This window comes from Corallococcus terminator, from assembly GCF_003611635.1.
GTDB lineage: Bacteria > Myxococcota > Myxococcia > Myxococcales > Myxococcaceae > Corallococcus > Corallococcus terminator.
In genome coordinates, this window is sequence record NZ_RAVZ01000267.1 from 1 (window position 1) to 14,160 (window position 14,160).

12 protein-coding genes are annotated in these 14,160 nt (G+C 70.3%); 7 read left to right on the forward strand and 5 right to left on the reverse strand.

Features of this window, described 5'->3' with window-relative positions; all coding sequences use genetic code 11:
• The first annotated feature begins 7 nt into the window (after positions 1-7).
• From D7V88_RS29985 to D7V88_RS29995, 3 genes are read left to right on the forward strand one after another with little or no spacing between them, the layout of a single operon-like run.
• Positions 8-1,009 carry an AAA family ATPase gene (locus D7V88_RS29985; protein ID WP_120544053.1) on the forward strand — a complete coding sequence of 334 codons (1,002 nt, stop codon included), beginning with the start codon at positions 8-10 and terminating at the stop codon, positions 1,007-1,009.
• Positions 1,006-2,313, forward strand: a complete 1,308-nt coding sequence (locus D7V88_RS29990; RefSeq protein WP_120544044.1) for a DUF58 domain-containing protein — start codon at positions 1,006-1,008, stop codon at positions 2,311-2,313. Before D7V88_RS29985 ends, D7V88_RS29990 begins: the two co-directional genes overlap by 4 nt.
• A gap of 11 nt (positions 2,314-2,324) precedes the next feature.
• Positions 2,325-2,846: a GNAT family N-acetyltransferase gene (locus D7V88_RS29995; protein ID WP_120544045.1), complete on the forward strand. Its 522-nt coding sequence runs from the start codon at positions 2,325-2,327 to the stop codon at positions 2,844-2,846.
• A 9-nt stretch (positions 2,847-2,855) separates the two neighbouring features.
• Here D7V88_RS29995 and D7V88_RS30000 read toward each other — a convergent pair whose 3' ends face one another.
• From D7V88_RS30000 to D7V88_RS30010, 3 genes are all read right to left on the reverse strand, one after another.
• Positions 2,856-3,317, reverse strand: coding sequence for an inorganic diphosphatase (locus D7V88_RS30000; protein ID WP_120544046.1), 462 nt, complete (start codon positions 3,315-3,317; stop codon positions 2,856-2,858).
• Positions 3,314-4,333 (reverse strand): stage II sporulation protein M, encoded by a 1,020-nt coding sequence (locus D7V88_RS30005; protein ID WP_120544047.1) that lies wholly within the window; start codon positions 4,331-4,333, stop codon positions 3,314-3,316. The genes D7V88_RS30000 and D7V88_RS30005 overlap by 4 nt, the downstream gene beginning before the upstream one ends.
• 111 nt (positions 4,334-4,444) lie before the next feature.
• Positions 4,445-5,758, reverse strand: a complete 1,314-nt coding sequence (locus tag D7V88_RS30010) for a bifunctional metallophosphatase/5'-nucleotidase (protein ID WP_372241134.1) — start codon at positions 5,756-5,758, stop codon at positions 4,445-4,447.
• A gap of 303 nt (positions 5,759-6,061) precedes the next feature.
• Between D7V88_RS30010 and D7V88_RS30015 the strand changes: the two genes are divergently transcribed.
• Entirely contained in the window at positions 6,062-7,555 is a 1,494-nt protein-coding gene (locus D7V88_RS30015; protein ID WP_147448917.1) for a hypothetical protein, read from the forward strand.
• A gap of 7 nt (positions 7,556-7,562) precedes the next feature.
• Here D7V88_RS30015 and D7V88_RS30020 read toward each other — a convergent pair whose 3' ends face one another.
• A complete protein-coding gene (locus D7V88_RS30020; protein WP_120544050.1) occupies positions 7,563-10,664 on the reverse strand; it encodes a cyclic nucleotide-binding domain-containing protein in 3,102 nt (1,033 codons plus the stop codon).
• A 227-nt stretch (positions 10,665-10,891) separates the two neighbouring features.
• On the opposite strand from D7V88_RS30020, the gene D7V88_RS30025 reads away from it, so the two are divergent.
• Positions 10,892-11,737: an RDD family protein gene (locus tag D7V88_RS30025; protein WP_120544051.1), complete on the forward strand. Its 846-nt coding sequence runs from the start codon at positions 10,892-10,894 to the stop codon at positions 11,735-11,737.
• On the opposite strand, the gene D7V88_RS30030 is transcribed toward D7V88_RS30025, so the two are convergent.
• Positions 11,679-12,197, reverse strand: a complete 519-nt coding sequence (locus D7V88_RS30030; RefSeq protein ID WP_120544052.1) for an outer membrane beta-barrel protein — start codon at positions 12,195-12,197, stop codon at positions 11,679-11,681. The genes D7V88_RS30025 and D7V88_RS30030 overlap by 59 nt on opposite strands.
• A gap of 103 nt (positions 12,198-12,300) precedes the next feature.
• Between D7V88_RS30030 and D7V88_RS30035 the strand changes: the two genes are divergently transcribed.
• On the forward strand, positions 12,301-13,359 hold the full coding sequence (locus D7V88_RS30035) for a tetratricopeptide repeat protein (RefSeq protein WP_208726554.1): 1,059 nt from the start codon (positions 12,301-12,303) through the stop codon (positions 13,357-13,359).
• A gap of 28 nt (positions 13,360-13,387) precedes the next feature.
• A partial coding sequence (locus tag D7V88_RS30040; RefSeq protein WP_147448918.1) for an FHA domain-containing protein occupies positions 13,388-14,160 on the forward strand: 773 nt, incomplete at its 3' end.

A 14,160-nucleotide genomic window follows, 5' to 3' on the forward strand; every position in this document is an offset into this window, starting at 1 on the left:
GAACCCCATGAACGCCCCGCCCTTCTCTCCTCCTCTCGCGCCGGACGGCGGCAACGCCGTGCGGGCCGCCAACGCCATCCGCGAGGGCGTCCTCCACGAGGTGCGCAAGGCCGTGGTCGGACAGGACGAACCGCTGGAGCTGATGCTCTGCGGGCTCGTCGCCGGAGGCCACATCCTGCTGGAGGGCGTGCCCGGCGTGGCCAAGACGCTGATGGCCAAGGCGCTGTCGCGCAGCGTGGGCGCGGACTTCAAGCGCATCCAGTTCACGCCGGACCTGATGCCCGCGGACATCCTGGGCACCAGCGTCTTCGACCTGAAGACGCAGTCCTTCGTGCTCGCGCGCGGCCCCATCTTCACGGACCTGCTGCTGGCGGACGAAATCAACCGCGCCCCCGCGAAGACGCAGTCCGCGCTGCTGGAGGCGATGCAGGAGCGCGCCGTGTCGCTGGAGGGCCGCAACCTGCTGCTCTCCCCCATGTTCACGGTGTTCGCCACGCAGAACCCGGTGGAGTCCGAAGGCACGTACCCGCTGCCCGAGGCGCAGTTGGACCGCTTCCTCCTGAAAATCGACGTGGGCTACCCCGCGCCGGAGGAAGAGGACGCCATCCTCGACGCCGTGCACCGGGGCTTCGACTCAGGCAACCTGGCGCGCGCGGGCGTGAACGCGGCGGTGACGAAGGACGGGCTGCTCCAGGCGCGAGCGGCGCTCAGTGAAGTGAACGTGGAGCCGCCGGTGCTGGGCTACATCCGCAAGCTGGTGTCGGCGACGCGGACCTCGCCCAACATCCGCCTGGGCGCGGGCCCCCGGGCGGGCGTGCACCTGCTGCTCGCATCGAAGGCGCTGGCGGCGCTCCGGGGCCGCGACTTCGTCACGCCGGACGACGTGCGCTTCCTCGCGGGCCCGGTGCTGCGCCACCGCCTGCTGCTGTCGCCGGACGCGGAGCTGGACGGGGCCACGCCCACGGACGTGCTGCGCGAAGTGGTCCAGGGCGTCGAGGTCCCCCGGTGATTCCCTCCGAGCGCCTGTGGGGGCTCCTGGCCCTGCTCGCGCTGCCCATGGCGTTGGCGGGCTTCTTCCCGGGCCTGGGCGGCGCGGTGCTGGCGCTGGATGCCCTGGCGCTGGCCCTGGCCGCGTTCGACTACCTCCTGGCCCGCCGCGTGAGGCTGGAGGTGCACCGCACGCTGCCGGAGCGCCTCAACGTCGGCGTGGCCAACCGCGTGGAAGTGCGCCTCGTGCACCGGGGCCGGGGCACCGTGCAGGTGCGCGTGAAGGATGACGCGCCGTCGGACTTCACCACCGAACCGGGCGAAGCCACGCTGCGCCTCACGCCGGACAGCCAGACGCAGTGGGTGTACCGGGCCACGCCGGTGAGGCGTGGCAAGTTCATGTTCGGGGACCTGCACGTGCGGGTGAAGGGCCCGCTGGGGCTCATGTCGCAGGAGCGCACCTTCGTCGCCGCGCGCTCGGTGTCGGTGTACCCGGACCTGCGCGGGGCACGGCGGCTGCTCCTGTCGGGCGCGGCGTTGGACCTGGTGAACCTGGGCCTGCGGCAGTTGCGCCGCGACGGCCGGGGCAGCGAGTTCGCGCGCCTGCGCGACTACGCCCAGGGCGACAGCGTGCGCGACGTGGACTGGAAGGCCACCGCGCGCCGGGGCCGTCCGGTGACGCGCGTGCTGGAGTCGGAGCGCTCCCAGGCGCTGCTCATCTGCGTGGACGCGGGCCGCTCCATGGCGGCGCAGGTGGACGGGCTCACCAAGCTGGACCACGCGGTGAACGCGGCGCTCTTCCTCGCGTTCGTGGCCATCCGCAACGGGGACCGCGTGGGCCTGGCGCTCTTCGCGGACGGCGTGAAGGCCTACCTGCCGCCCGCGGCGGGCCGGGGCCAGTACCGCAAGCTGGTGGACACGCTGTACTCCGCGACGCCCAGCCTCACGTACGTGGACTACCTGGCGCTCTTCAAGGAGCTGAATGTCCGCCTGAACCGGCGCAGCCTCCTGTGCGTCTTCACCGACTTCCTCGACGAGGAGCAGGCCAACACGCTCGTCGCGCCGCTGCACCGGCTGGCGCGCCGTCACGTCCCACTGTGCCTGTCGGTGAAGGACACGGCGTTGCAGAAACTGCTGCGCACGCCGCCGTCCGGACCGGAGCAGGCCTTCCAGCACGCCGTGGCCTCCGAGCTGTTGTCGGACCGCGAAGTGCTCAAGGCCCGCGTGAGCCGGGGCGGTGTGCAGATGCTGGATGTGGCCCCGGACGAGCTGAGCCTCGCGGCGGTGAACCGCTACCTCGACATCAAGGCGCGCGGCGTCCTGTAGCGGAGGCGGGGGTGGACCTCACGTTCCAGGCAGGGGACCTCACGGCCCAGGCCGTTCCCGACGCGGAGGCGGAAGCCCTGCAGCCGCTGCTCGAGCGCTGCGAGGACTTCCACCAGCTCGCCTACGGTCGCCCTGCCCTGGCGGATCAAGCCCGGCGCATCCCCGCCGAACGGCCCCCGGGCCTCACACCCGGGCAAGGCCACCTGTTCGCTTTGAAGACGGCGGCAGGCGACGTCGTGGGACTCCTCGAAGCGCTGCGCGACTTCCCGGCGCCCGGCGAGTGGTACCTGGGCATCCTGCTGCTCGCCCCCGAGGTGCGCGGCCAGGGTCGGGGCGAGGCCGTGGTCCGTGCCTACGAAGGGCACGTGCGCGCTCAGGGCGGAAGGCTGTTGCGGCTCGCGGTGCTGGAGCAGAACGAAGCCGCACACCGCTTCTGGACGCGGATGGGCTTCCAGCCGGAAAAGTGGGTAGGGCCGCTGGAGCAGGGCCTGAAACACAACCGGCTGCTGCGGATGACCCAGACGCTGGGTTGAAGAAACGCGTCAGGCCTCGGGGCCTTCGCGCAGCCAGCCCACGAAGCGCGTGTCGGGCACGGCGCCGCGCACGCGGTGCAGCCCGCGCTTGAACAGCGCGTAGACGTGGAAGAAGCGCTCCAGGCCCGCGCGCTCGGACGCCGTCATGGGGTGCGTCCCGCACACCACCTTCGGGTCGCCCTTCCCCGCGTCGATGAAGCCCAGCACGGCCACCACCGGCACGCGCACGCGCTGCCCCTGCGACAGCCGCGGCCCCAGCACCACCGCGTCCAGCGGGTCGCCGTCATCCGACAGCAGGCCCGGGATGGAGCCGTAGTTGTACGGACACGGCAGCGGCGACACGAAGTCCACCGACCCATCCGCGCGCCGCTTCACCATGGAGAAGCGGGGGCACTCGATGAGCACCTCCGGCTCACGCGGCAGGGGCGGCACGGACAGGTCCGGCACGGAAGCAGCGCGCCCCACGCTCATCCCGCCGTCCCCACCGACTCCTCGGCCCGAGCCCCGCGCCGACGGCCGCGCATCCAGTCCGACAGCAGGTACGCGTAGACGCCCGCGCCCACGGTGAGCGCGAAGGTGATCTTGAAGCCCACCGACAATTTCGGCGGGTGGATCTGCGACACGGTGCCTTCGATGAAGCCCGCGAGTACGAACAGCACGAGCGTGCCGAACAACAGCTTCACCGCCGTCACCGACTCCTTGCGCAGCGCCTGCCCGCGCGACAGGCCCCCCGGCGCCACCATGCCCCGCGCGATGACGAGCCCCGCCGCGCCCGCGATGCAGATGGCGGACATCTCCGGGATGCCGTGCGGGAGGATCCACGCCCAGAACCACCCTGTCATCCCCTTGGCCGCGTACACCTGCGCCAGCGCCCCCAGGAACAGGCCGTTGACGAAGAGCATCACCACCGTGCCCAGCCCCAGGGTGATGCCCAGCGCGAACGCCAGGAAGGCCACCTGGATGTTGTGCGTGAAGAGGAACGTGGAGAACTGCGCCTGCTCCTCCACGGACATGCCCTTGCCAGCGGCCTCGTCGGCGGCGCGCTTCACGGGGTCCATGTCCAGGTGCTGCTCCGGCACCAGGTAGTGCGCCGCGTCCGGATCCACCATCATGCCCACGTAGCCAAAGCCCGCGCCCGCCGCCATCAGCAGCACCGCCGCCAGGTACATGCGCCACTCGCGGTGCATCAGCGCCGGGAAGCCGCGCGACACGAACGCCCACACGTCCGCGAAGCGCGGCCGGGAGCCCGGATACGTCAGCGCGTACGCCCGGCCCACCAGGTCGTTGAGGTACGCGCTCACGTCCGCGGAGCCGCTGCGCGCGCGCACCCACAACAAGTCACTGGAGACGGCGCGGTACAGCTTCCCCAGCGACCGCGCCTCCTCCAGGCTCAGCTTGCGCAGCCCGTCCGATTCGGACTTGTCCAGCAGCGACTCCAGTTGCTGCCAGCGAGGGCGCCGCGTCTCGATGAACTCCGCCATCTCCATGGGGCCCAGTCTAGCCGAGCCCCGAAAATGGCGAGGCGCCGGTCGCCCTCCCCTGTGACAGGGAGGCGCCGGCGCCCCGTGGCTTCAGGAAGCGGAAAAGACTCCCCGTGCCTACTTGATGAGCTTCTCCAGCGGCTTCGCCTCGGTGGAGGACTGGGCCTGGGTCCACTCGACGACGGGCGTCTGCCACGCCATGCCCGTCTCGGCCGGGTCCGCGTCCAGCTTCTCGAAGCCGAAGCCGTCACCGCCGAAGTACAGGTACTCCACGGTGGCGACCGTGTACTCCTTCTTCGGATCCAGGGCCTTGCCCTTGGCGTCCTTGAACTTGCCCTTGCCCGCCGGGGTGAGGCCCGCCACGAGCGCGGTGGGGTTCTCAAGCTGCTTGGCCAGGTCCTCGCCCTTGAGCTTCACGGTGAGCAGCGAGTTCTCGAACGGCATCACCGAGTACACGCTGCCCAGCGTCACGTCGCCCGCCGGCAGGCCGCCGCGCAGGCCGCCCTTGTTGAGGATGGCCACGTCGGTGTTGAGCTGCGTGCGCACCGCGCCGGCCACCCACTTCGCCATCAGCGGCGAGTCCTGGGGGATGCCCGCCTTGGTGAAGCCGATCTTCCGGCCCAGCGCCTCGTCCACCTTCGTCTGCCACTCGGCGATGCGCTTCGCCGTCTCCGCGTCCGGCGTGCCGCCCGTGACCTCGATGACCTTCGTCTCCATGCCGGTCAGCTTCTGGCCCGCGCCCTTGGCCGGGTCGAACTTGAAGTGCGCGCGCAGGTACGAATCAAAGCCGCGGCCCAGCGACACGTACGTCGTGTCCCCTTCCGTCTTGGGCGCGGAGGCTTCCGCGCAGCGACCACCCGCGACGAGCGACACCTTCCAGTCGGGGTGCTTGGCCAGCACGGGCTGCAGGTCGGTGGGGCACTGGTCCGCCACCACGACGATGACGTCCGCGCCCGCCTTGCGCGCCTCGGGGATGGCGGTGTTGAGCGCGTCCTCGGAGGGGGTGACCTCCAGGCCTTCCGCGCGGCCGGACATCACCGTGCCCACCGTCTTCTGCGACGTCAGGCCCACCACGCCAATCTTCAGGCCGCGCCGGTCGAAGACCTGGAACGCGGGCATGGACAGGTCCTTCGCCAGCGACGCGTCCGTCACCTTCAGGTTCGCCGCCAGGAAGGGAAAGCCCCCCGCCGCGCGGTTCTTCAAGAAGGAGTCCTTGGCGTACGACAACTCGTGGTTGCCCAGCGCGGAGGCGGCGTAGCCCATGTGCCCCATCACCTCGGCCGTCGGAGCGCCCAGGAAGAAGGAGGAGATGGCCGGGCCCGTCCACAGGTCGCCCGTCGTCAGGGCGAGCGTGCCGGCATCCGGACAGGTCGCCTGGCCGTCCTTCAGCGGACCGGCACAGTGCTTTTCATCATTCACCCAGCGGCCCATCAGCTCCGCGGCGCCGCCCTTGCCGTCGGCGGGCAGGAGCTGGCCACGGGTGCTGCCGGTGACGAGCACCGTCACTTCAGACGGCACCGCGGGCTTCGCGGGCGCGGCCGGAGGAGGCGTTGCCGGGGCAGGCGGGGGAGTCTTCTCACAGCCCGCAAGGGCTCCCAAGGCGAGGACCAGCGCGCCGGACGACAGCCAGAGCTGGCGGGTAGGACGACGGAAGGGACGCAGCGAGAGAGGGTTCGGGTTCACGGCCGGGCCTTTAGCACATCCCGGCCGTGGTAGCGTGCTGCAATGACGGGCATGAAAGGCAAGGATTTCAAGCCTTTACGAGAGGAAACGGAGGGCGGCTCTACCGCCACTCCAGGCGCTTCGTCGCTGCGGGACGAGGTGCGCAAGTGGTGGGGCGAGGCCCGGAGCGGCGCCGAGCACTTCCAGTCGGTGCGGGGCGCGCTTCCGGAAGGCCGCATCCGCCAGTTCTTCTACGGCGCGAGCCTGCCCATCCACATCGCGAGGACGACGCTGGCGGATGCTCCGACGCGCGCTCGCTACCTGCGGGTGACCTTGTTCCAGACGGCGTTCCTCGTGGCCCTCGCGGGAGTCTGGGCGGCGAACAACTTCCAGGACGAAGAGGAGGTCCAGGCGAAACGCTCCGTCAGGGCGGCCCGGTCCTTGGGGCCGGAGGCCCAGGCCCGTCTCGACCAGGCTGCCCGGGACCTTGAAGCGGCGCTGGGGGGCGAGGTCCATCCAGGCTCGGCGAAGGGTGACACCCCCTCCGTGGGCGAGGCGGTGAGCGAGCTCATCGCGGCCGCCATCGAGGAGGGGACCGCGGAGGACGCGACCCTGGAGGATGCCGCGACCGCCGCCGGGAACGCGGCGAAGGAAGCCGCCGAACGCGCCAGGGCCACCTCCCCCCCGACCCCGAACGAGGCCGTGGAGGAGGACGCGGAGGACCTGGGCGATACGGTCGCCGCCGCCGTCCGCGCCGGCCTCGAAAAAGAGGGCGGCAAGGCCACCCGGGCCCCGAAGGACAAGGGCCCCCGCATCCAGAAGGCGCCCCAGAAGGAGGGGCTCAACATCGAAACGCCCCAGGTGCACGAGGGCGTCTTCTTCCTGGGCAGTTGGGAGTTCTGGGTGTTGTTCTTCACGTCGTTGAGCGTGGCGCAATGGGTGGTCGTCGCCCTGTCGCGCGACTTCCACACGGTCATCTCCCGCGAGGCGAGCCTGGCCACCGGCATCACGCCCGAGGATCCACGGCTCGCCCCGCGCGTGCGCGTCAACGTCCCGTGGATCAAGGCCAAGCTCCAGCGCCGGTGGAGGGCCTACGTGCTCTTCGTGCTGGGCCTCCCGGTGATAGCGGCCGTCACCGCGCCGGTGCCCTGGAAGACGGTCTTGTTCCCCGTGCTCAGCTCCGCCTGGGCCTTCTGGTGGCTCACCGTCTTCACCTCCGCCAAGAGCGACCGCGCCTGGGTATCCCCTGTCTCACGCCCCCCCTGGTTTCTTCGCGGCTGGCACGCGATCGCCCAGGTGCTGCCGTTCCTGCGCTGGGGTCCCTTCCGCTGGTACGAGGGGGTGCTGACGCGAAGGACGGAAGGGGTCTCCTCCCCCATCGCGAGCGTGGAACGTCAGCCGTGGGTCTTCGCGGGGCTCGCGTTGACGCGCTTCGTGGGCACCCTGCCGCCCTTGCGCTGCTTCACGCGGCCGTTCATCCCGGTGGCCGCGGCCCACCTGCACAGCCTGGATCCGGTGCAGCCGTCGAAGAACGCCCCGCCGTCCCCTCACGACGTGGGGGACTGACGCCGCGTCACACGTCCGAGGGCGCGTTGCCCTCGGGCGGCAGTCCACCAATGCCCTCCAGCGGCACGGGGGGCTGCTGCGCGACGCCCAGCTCCAGCCGCTGTCCCGTCTCCCGCCGCGCGGGCAGGTCGATGACGCTCTGGAGCTGCTGGCTCACGGAGCGGAAGAAGCCGGTGAGCAGCTCCGGCCGGTCCGCCAGCAGATCCAGGAAGTCGCGCCGGTCGATGACGAGCACGCGTGAATCCACCGCGGCCACCATGTCCGTGGGACGGGGCGCGCCATCCAGCAGACTCACCTCGCCAATGGCCTCCTTCGCCTGGAAGCGCAGCACGTGCTCGCCGTTGCGGAACGCGTCCACCGCGCCCTCGACGATGACATAGAGCGCGTCGCCCGGGTCCCCCTGGCTGTAGAGCCGCTCGCCGGTGCGGAACACGGCCTCGCGAGCCACCTCCGCGATGGCGGCGATGTCATCCACGTCGCTCTGGGAGAAGACGCTCACGCCTTCCAGCGCGAACATCCGTTGGACGATCTTGTCGCTCAATTCACCCTCCTGCGGGAGCACATCCAGGCCATTCACCCGCGCCACGTAGCGGGCACACGCGCGCAGCACCACGTCCTCGCTCTGCACCAGCCCCGCGAGCCGCCGCCACAGCCGGCCCGGCGCCCCGGGAGGAAGCTCGCGGTGGTGGGCCTCCACCTGCTCCATCACCAGCTCGCGCTCCTCCACCGCCACCAGGTTCTCCAGCAGCTCCAGCGCGTACGCGCGGCGCCGGGAGTCGGAGCCCACCAGGTGCTGGTGGATCCGCCGCATCGCCTGGGGCGGGTGCAGCAGGCCCAGCAGGAAGAAGGACAGCTCCAGCGCTTGATCCAACCGGTCGCCCACCGCGCGAGTGAGCAGCGACTGCGGGCCCAGCGCCGCCTGCACGTCGCGGAAGGCCCCCACGAGCTGGCGGTACGTGTCGCGGCGGCGGCCCAGCGCTTCGTGGATCCGGTCCACGTCCACCGGGTGGTCCGGCTGCTCCTCGCGAAGCCGTGACAACTGCGCGCCGATGCGGAAGTGCAGGCCCGCGTCGTCGCGCACGTTGGAGAAGAGCAGCGCGTTGAGCGCCGCGGACGTCCCGATGCCGCGCAGCACGCGGGGCAGTTGCATCCGCATGGCCAGCGGCGCGGCCTTGTTGTTGAGCTGCAACTCCAACAGCGGCGTCACCGCGTCGCCCAACTGCACCAGCGACTCACGCGCGGCCGGACGCTCCTCGCGCCAGGTGAGGAACGGCAGCAGGCGCGGCGCCAGCTCCACGTAGCCGCCCTCCCCCACCGCCACCAGCGCCACGCGGCGCACGGAGATGTCCATGTCCTCCAGGTAGAGCGACAGCGGCCCCGCGAAGCGCGGATCCTTCAGCCGCCCCAAGAGCCGCGCCACCTCGCGCCGCTCCGCCACCGGGGCATGGTCCCCCTTCGACAGCAATTCGCGCAGCGACTCCAGCGCGGCGGAGTTGACCTGCGTGCGCATCAGCGCGCCAATGGCCGCGCAGCGAAGGCCCACGTCGGAGCTCGTCAGAAGCGGCGGCAACAGCCGCTCCGCGCGCTCCGGGGACAGGCGCGCCAGGGCCCACACGGCCTGGTCGCGAGGGCGCCGGGGGCCCTCCTCCACCAACCGCTCCAGCATGGGCGCCAGCTCGCGCGCCTCCAGGCTCAGCGCCAGCGTCACGCCGCGCTCCTGCACGCGCTCGTGGGGGTGGGCCAGGAGCGCGGCCAGGTGCTGCCGCAGCGGCGCATCCGCCTGCTCCAGCATGTCCACCGCGCGCAGCACGCGCTCCGGCGTGGGCGCGCCCAGCGCCTCCACCAGCAGCTTCTGCGAATCGACGCCCAGCTCGACGTCTTCCTCTTCGTGCGCGCCCACCTGCTCGCCCAGCGCCGTGAGGTACGCGGGCTTGAGGCGCACGAGCAGCAGGCCCAGCGCGGCGCAAAGCCCCACCACCGCCACCGCCATGGTGATGCCGTTGGCCCCGCGCCCCGCGCCGATGAGCAGCACGCCCGCCAGCACCACGCCGCCCTTGCGCAACAGGCCATCCACCGCGCTGCGCAGGCCCTCGCGCTGCTCGTCCGGCACGGCCGCGTAGAGCAGTTGGATGCCCACCGGCAGGATGGAGTAGCTCACCGCCGTCTCCACCAGCCGCAGCAGGTGCACCGGCCACAACTCCCCTGTCGCCAGCGTCGCCCCCGCCAGCGGCGCGAGCACCACCGGCACCAGCGCCAGGTACATGAGCAGGCCCATGCGCTTGAGCAGCCGCTCCGCCACCAGCAGTTGGAAGGCCACGCAGAACAGGCCAATCCACAACTGCAACGAACCGAAGAGCGCCGCCAGCCCGTCCTCGCTGAGCGTGCCCTCCACGCGCAGGCGGAACAGGTAGTCCACGAAGGACGACAGCACCGCGAACGCGATGCCCAGCGCCGCGAGCACCTGCGCGTACGGGCTCTCGCCCAGGTAGCGCCACGCCGGGAACCACGCCTGCAACGAACGCGTGCGCTGCGGCGGCGCGGGCTCCGTCTGGTGCAGGTGGTGGTAGATGGCCCCCGCGGCCAGCAGGCTCACCGCGCCGCTGACCACGACCACGGGCGTGCCCAGCCGCACCGCGAATGCCTGCACCAGCAGGCCACCCGCGATGCCACCGCCCATGCCGAAGCCGTTGAGCACCGTGAACGCCCGGCGCGCCTCGCGCGCGTCGAACGCGGACGCCATGCGGCCCCAGAAGCGGAACGACACGAACGTGCTGAAGCAGTCCGCGAACAGGTACAGCGCCAGCGCCGGCATGCGCTGCCCCGCGGACAGCGCCGCCGCCAGCCCCAGCGCCAGCACGCCGCCCACGCCGGTGAGGATGCCCGGGGATTCAGTGGGCGCGTCGGGCCGGCCCCGGGGCAGCAGCGTGAGCGTCGCCGTCATCAGCGCGCCCAGCAGGTACAGGTAGGGCAGCGCCTGCGACTCGAAGCGCGACAGCACCAGCGCGTTCGCCGCCGTCTTGAGCTGCGTCACCCCGGCGATGAGCGCGAACTGGAAGGCGCCCGCTGGCAGCACGCGGCGGTTCCAGGATGAGATTTCGGAAGAGGCCACGGGCGCGGGAATGCGGACAGGATAGCGTGGGAGCCCGCTATTCACGAATAACACCCTTGAGGCCTGCCCCGCACCTGCCCCCCGGGTGGACGGGGGATGCTCGCCCGGCTGCCCCCTGCGTGGAGGTAGAGGAGAACTCCCGCGCGACGCTGGAATCCTTGCGGCCCCCACGGAATCGTTCCGCGAACGGCGTCGGGACGCGGTCCGGGTGGCATACACTGCGCCCCGTGACGCCCGCTTCCGACACCCTGCTCGACGGCACCCACACGGTGCTCACCCCGGAGTACGTGGAGTTCCGCTTCACGCTCGCGGGCGTGTATTCGCGCTTCCTCGCGTGGCTGGTGGACGCGGTCATCGTGGGGCTGACCACCATGGTGGTGCTGCTGGTGTTCCAGGTCGCGATGGCCGCGTTCCCCGGGTTCGCCAGCGCGCTGGGCATCGTCATCTACTTCCTGGTGGACTGGGGCTACGGCATCACCCTGGAGACCGCCTGGGCCGGGCAGACGGTGGGCAAGCGCGCCCTGTCCCTCAGGGTCATCCAGGAGAGCGGCGTGCGCATCGGCTTCTACCACGCGGCGCTGCGCAACCTGGCGCGCGTCGTGGACCGGCTGCCCTTCCTCTACCTGGTGGGCGGCACCACCGCGCTCGTGTCGCGCTCGCACCAGCGGCTGGGAGATCTGCTCGCCGGCACCATCGTCGTGCGCGAGCGCCGCCTCAAGATGCCCTCCGCGCTGGAGACCCGGGGCGACGAGGGACTGCTGGCGGATCCGCTGTTCGTCTCCCGCGTGAAGCGCCTGTCCACCGAGGAGCGGGAGCTGGTGCTGTCCGCGGCCCTGCGGCGCGAGGAGCTCCGGATGGAGGCCCGGCTGCGGCTGTTCTCCGCGCTGGGCGCCCGGCTCCAGGACTCGCTCGCGATGGAGAAGCCCGCCCACCTCTCGGACGAGAAGTGGACGCTGCTGGTCGCCGCCACGTTGCTGCCCGCCCCGAACAAGCGCCCGGGGCGCCCGGCCTCGCCTAGAAGTACGCCGCCAGGCCCACCGAGCCGGTCAGCGACGTCTGCGTATCCTCGTTGAGGGCGATGTAGAAGTTGTACTGCGCTCGCACGCCCAGGCTCACCGAGTCCGTGACGAAGTAGTCCAGCCCCACGTTGGGCCCGATGCCCACGAAGTTGCTCGTCTGCTCCTTGAAGACGATGAGGTAGCTCACGTCCGTGCCGATGTAGGGACGCAGCGTCTCCTCCAGCAGCAGGTACCGGATGCCGATGGACGGGGCCAGGCCCACCACGCGCTTCTCCGGCGTGGCGAAGGTGTCCTTCGGGAACATCAGCTTCGACAGGGAGACGACCTCGAAGCCGTTCTCCACGTAGAGGCTGCCCTCCAGGCCGATGAAGGGCGTGCCCGCGAGTCCCGCGGTGCGTTTGAAGTCCATGTAGCCCAGCGAGAGTCCCAGGCTCCGGTTGGAGAACTGGGCGTGGGCGGGGGTCGCGCCCAGCAGGGCGGCGAGCAAGCCAAAGGCACAAAGGTAGGTCCGCATGGCGCGGCACTCTACAGCCCCCCTAACCCCTGGAAAACAGCGCTGATTCAGCGGCAGGCCGCCGTTGCCTCACGGGGTGGCGCTCTCCTACACTCGGTCGGCCATGCGTCTTCGCCTCGTCCTTACGCTGACCGCCGCCGCTGCCCTGACCACCACCGCGTGCCTCAACACGCCGCCGCCGCACGAACGGGCGCTCATCAACAATGAGCTGTGCGCGCAGGAGATGGCCAACGGGGATCTCCAGAAGGCGGAGACCTACTGCAACCTGGGCCTGGAGTTCTCCCCCCAGTACGCGGACCTCTGGGCCAACAAGGGCCTCATCGCCATGTATTCGGGCAACAAGCCCAAGGCGAAGGACTTCTTCATCAAGGCCCTGCGCTACAACCAGGAGCACCTGCAGGCCTACCAGAACCTGGGCGTCCTCTACCTGGACGAAGGCGCCTACGGAAAGGCCCACGACAACTTCAAGCGCGCCCTGCAGGTGAACCCGGACAACCTGGAGTCGCGCTACGACCTGGGCCTTGCCTACATGAAGATGGGCAAGAAGAAGGAGGCCCGCAAGGAGTTCGCCACCCTGCTCGCCGTCAATCCCAACGTCGCCAACGCCCACCACAACCTGGGCATCATGGCCTACGAGGAGAAGGAGCTGGAGTCCGCCTTCGAGCACATCTCCCAGGCCGCCCAGCTCACCCCGGACTCCTCGGAGGTGTGGCACGACCTGGGCACGGTGCTGATGGAGCAGAGCCGCTTCGCCGAGGCCCGCGAGGCCTTTGGCAACTGCGCCCGCCTGGATGAGAAGAACTCCAGTTGCCTCAACAACCTGGCGCTCGCCCAGCGCAAGGTGGCGCTGACGGACTCGGCCCTCAAGGAGCTCAAGGACACGCAGACGGCGGAGAACAGCGCCCCGGCGCTCTACCTGCTCGCGCGCCAGTACCGCGAGAAGGGCCTGCTCACGGAGGAGGAAGGCGCCTACCGCAAGTGCGTGAAGCTGGACGCCAAGTTCGCGCCCTGCCACTTCGGCCTCTTCCAGATCTTCTCGGACGCGCACAAGCAGACCCACGCCGAAGCGGCCTGCAAGAACTTCATGAAGTTTGGTACCTCCGAGGAATTCCCCACCGAGTATCAGACGTGTGAGAGATTCCTGGCCAACGACTCATTCTAGCCGTCCCTTCGGGTAGCGACTCCACGCGATGAGCGTCCGTCTGACCGTCACGCAGCGCAGCGAAGCCGGAGGCGCCTCTGGAAAAGAGGTCGTCCTCGATGATGCGATCATCACCCTGGGCCGGGACAAGACCTGCCAGGTGATGCTTCCGCAGCAGGCGGTGTCGCGCAACCACGCGCGCATCACCCAGGAAGGCACGCTCTACTTCCTGGAGGACCTGGGCAGTGCCTACGGCACGAAGGTGAACGGCAAGCCCCTGCCCCAGGGAGAGAAGGAGCTCTTGCGCAACGGCGACATCATCGCCATCGCGCAGTACGACGTCCGCTTCGACAAGGTCGTCGAAATCGTCCAGGACGTGAGCGACAAGACGTCCTTCATCGCGCGCGGCATGGTGAAGGACGTGATGCGCGGGCTCGCCGGTGGCGAGGAGCGCTTCCTGCGCTACATGAACGGCCCCAAAGAGGGCCAGCGCATCGAAATCTCCGACGCGCAGGAGCACGTCTTCGGCCGCGACGAGAAGGAAGCCGACGTCATCCTCAAGGACGACCTCGTCTCGCGCAGGCACGCCAAGATCCGCCGCGACTGGTCCGGCACGCACGTGGAGGACCTGGGCAGCCGCAACGGCATCAAGGTCAACAAGAAGCGCGTCAACCGCAAGGCCCTCAAGGACGGCGACGAGGTGGAGATTGGCGCCACGCGCTTCGTCTACGTGGACCCCGCCGAGCCGCCCGACGAGCCGGTGAACATCTCCAACGAGGTGAGCCTCGCCAGCGCCCCGGCGCCCTCACCGCCGCGCCCCTC

Bases quoted from the DNA above. Each gene is read 5' to 3' on its own strand.
- D7V88_RS29985 (WP_120544053.1), top strand. From the start codon at position 8: ATGAACGCCCCGCCCTTCTCTCCTCCTCTCGCGCCGGACGGCGGCAAC.
- D7V88_RS30000 (WP_120544046.1), bottom strand. From the start codon at position 3,317: ATGAGCGTGGGGCGCGCTGCTTCCGTGCCGGACCTGTCCGTGCCGCCC.
- D7V88_RS30005 (WP_120544047.1), bottom strand. From the start codon at position 4,333: ATGGAGATGGCGGAGTTCATCGAGACGCGGCGCCCTCGCTGGCAGCAA.
- D7V88_RS30010 (WP_372241134.1), bottom strand. From the start codon at position 5,758: ATGGGCCGCTGGGTGAATGATGAAAAGCACTGTGCCGGTCCGCTGAAG.
- D7V88_RS30015 (WP_147448917.1), top strand. From the start codon at position 6,062: ATGAAAGGCAAGGATTTCAAGCCTTTACGAGAGGAAACGGAGGGCGGC.
- D7V88_RS30030 (WP_120544052.1), bottom strand. From the start codon at position 12,197: ATGCGGACCTACCTTTGTGCCTTTGGCTTGCTCGCCGCCCTGCTGGGC.
- D7V88_RS30035 (WP_208726554.1), top strand. From the start codon at position 12,301: ATGCGTCTTCGCCTCGTCCTTACGCTGACCGCCGCCGCTGCCCTGACC.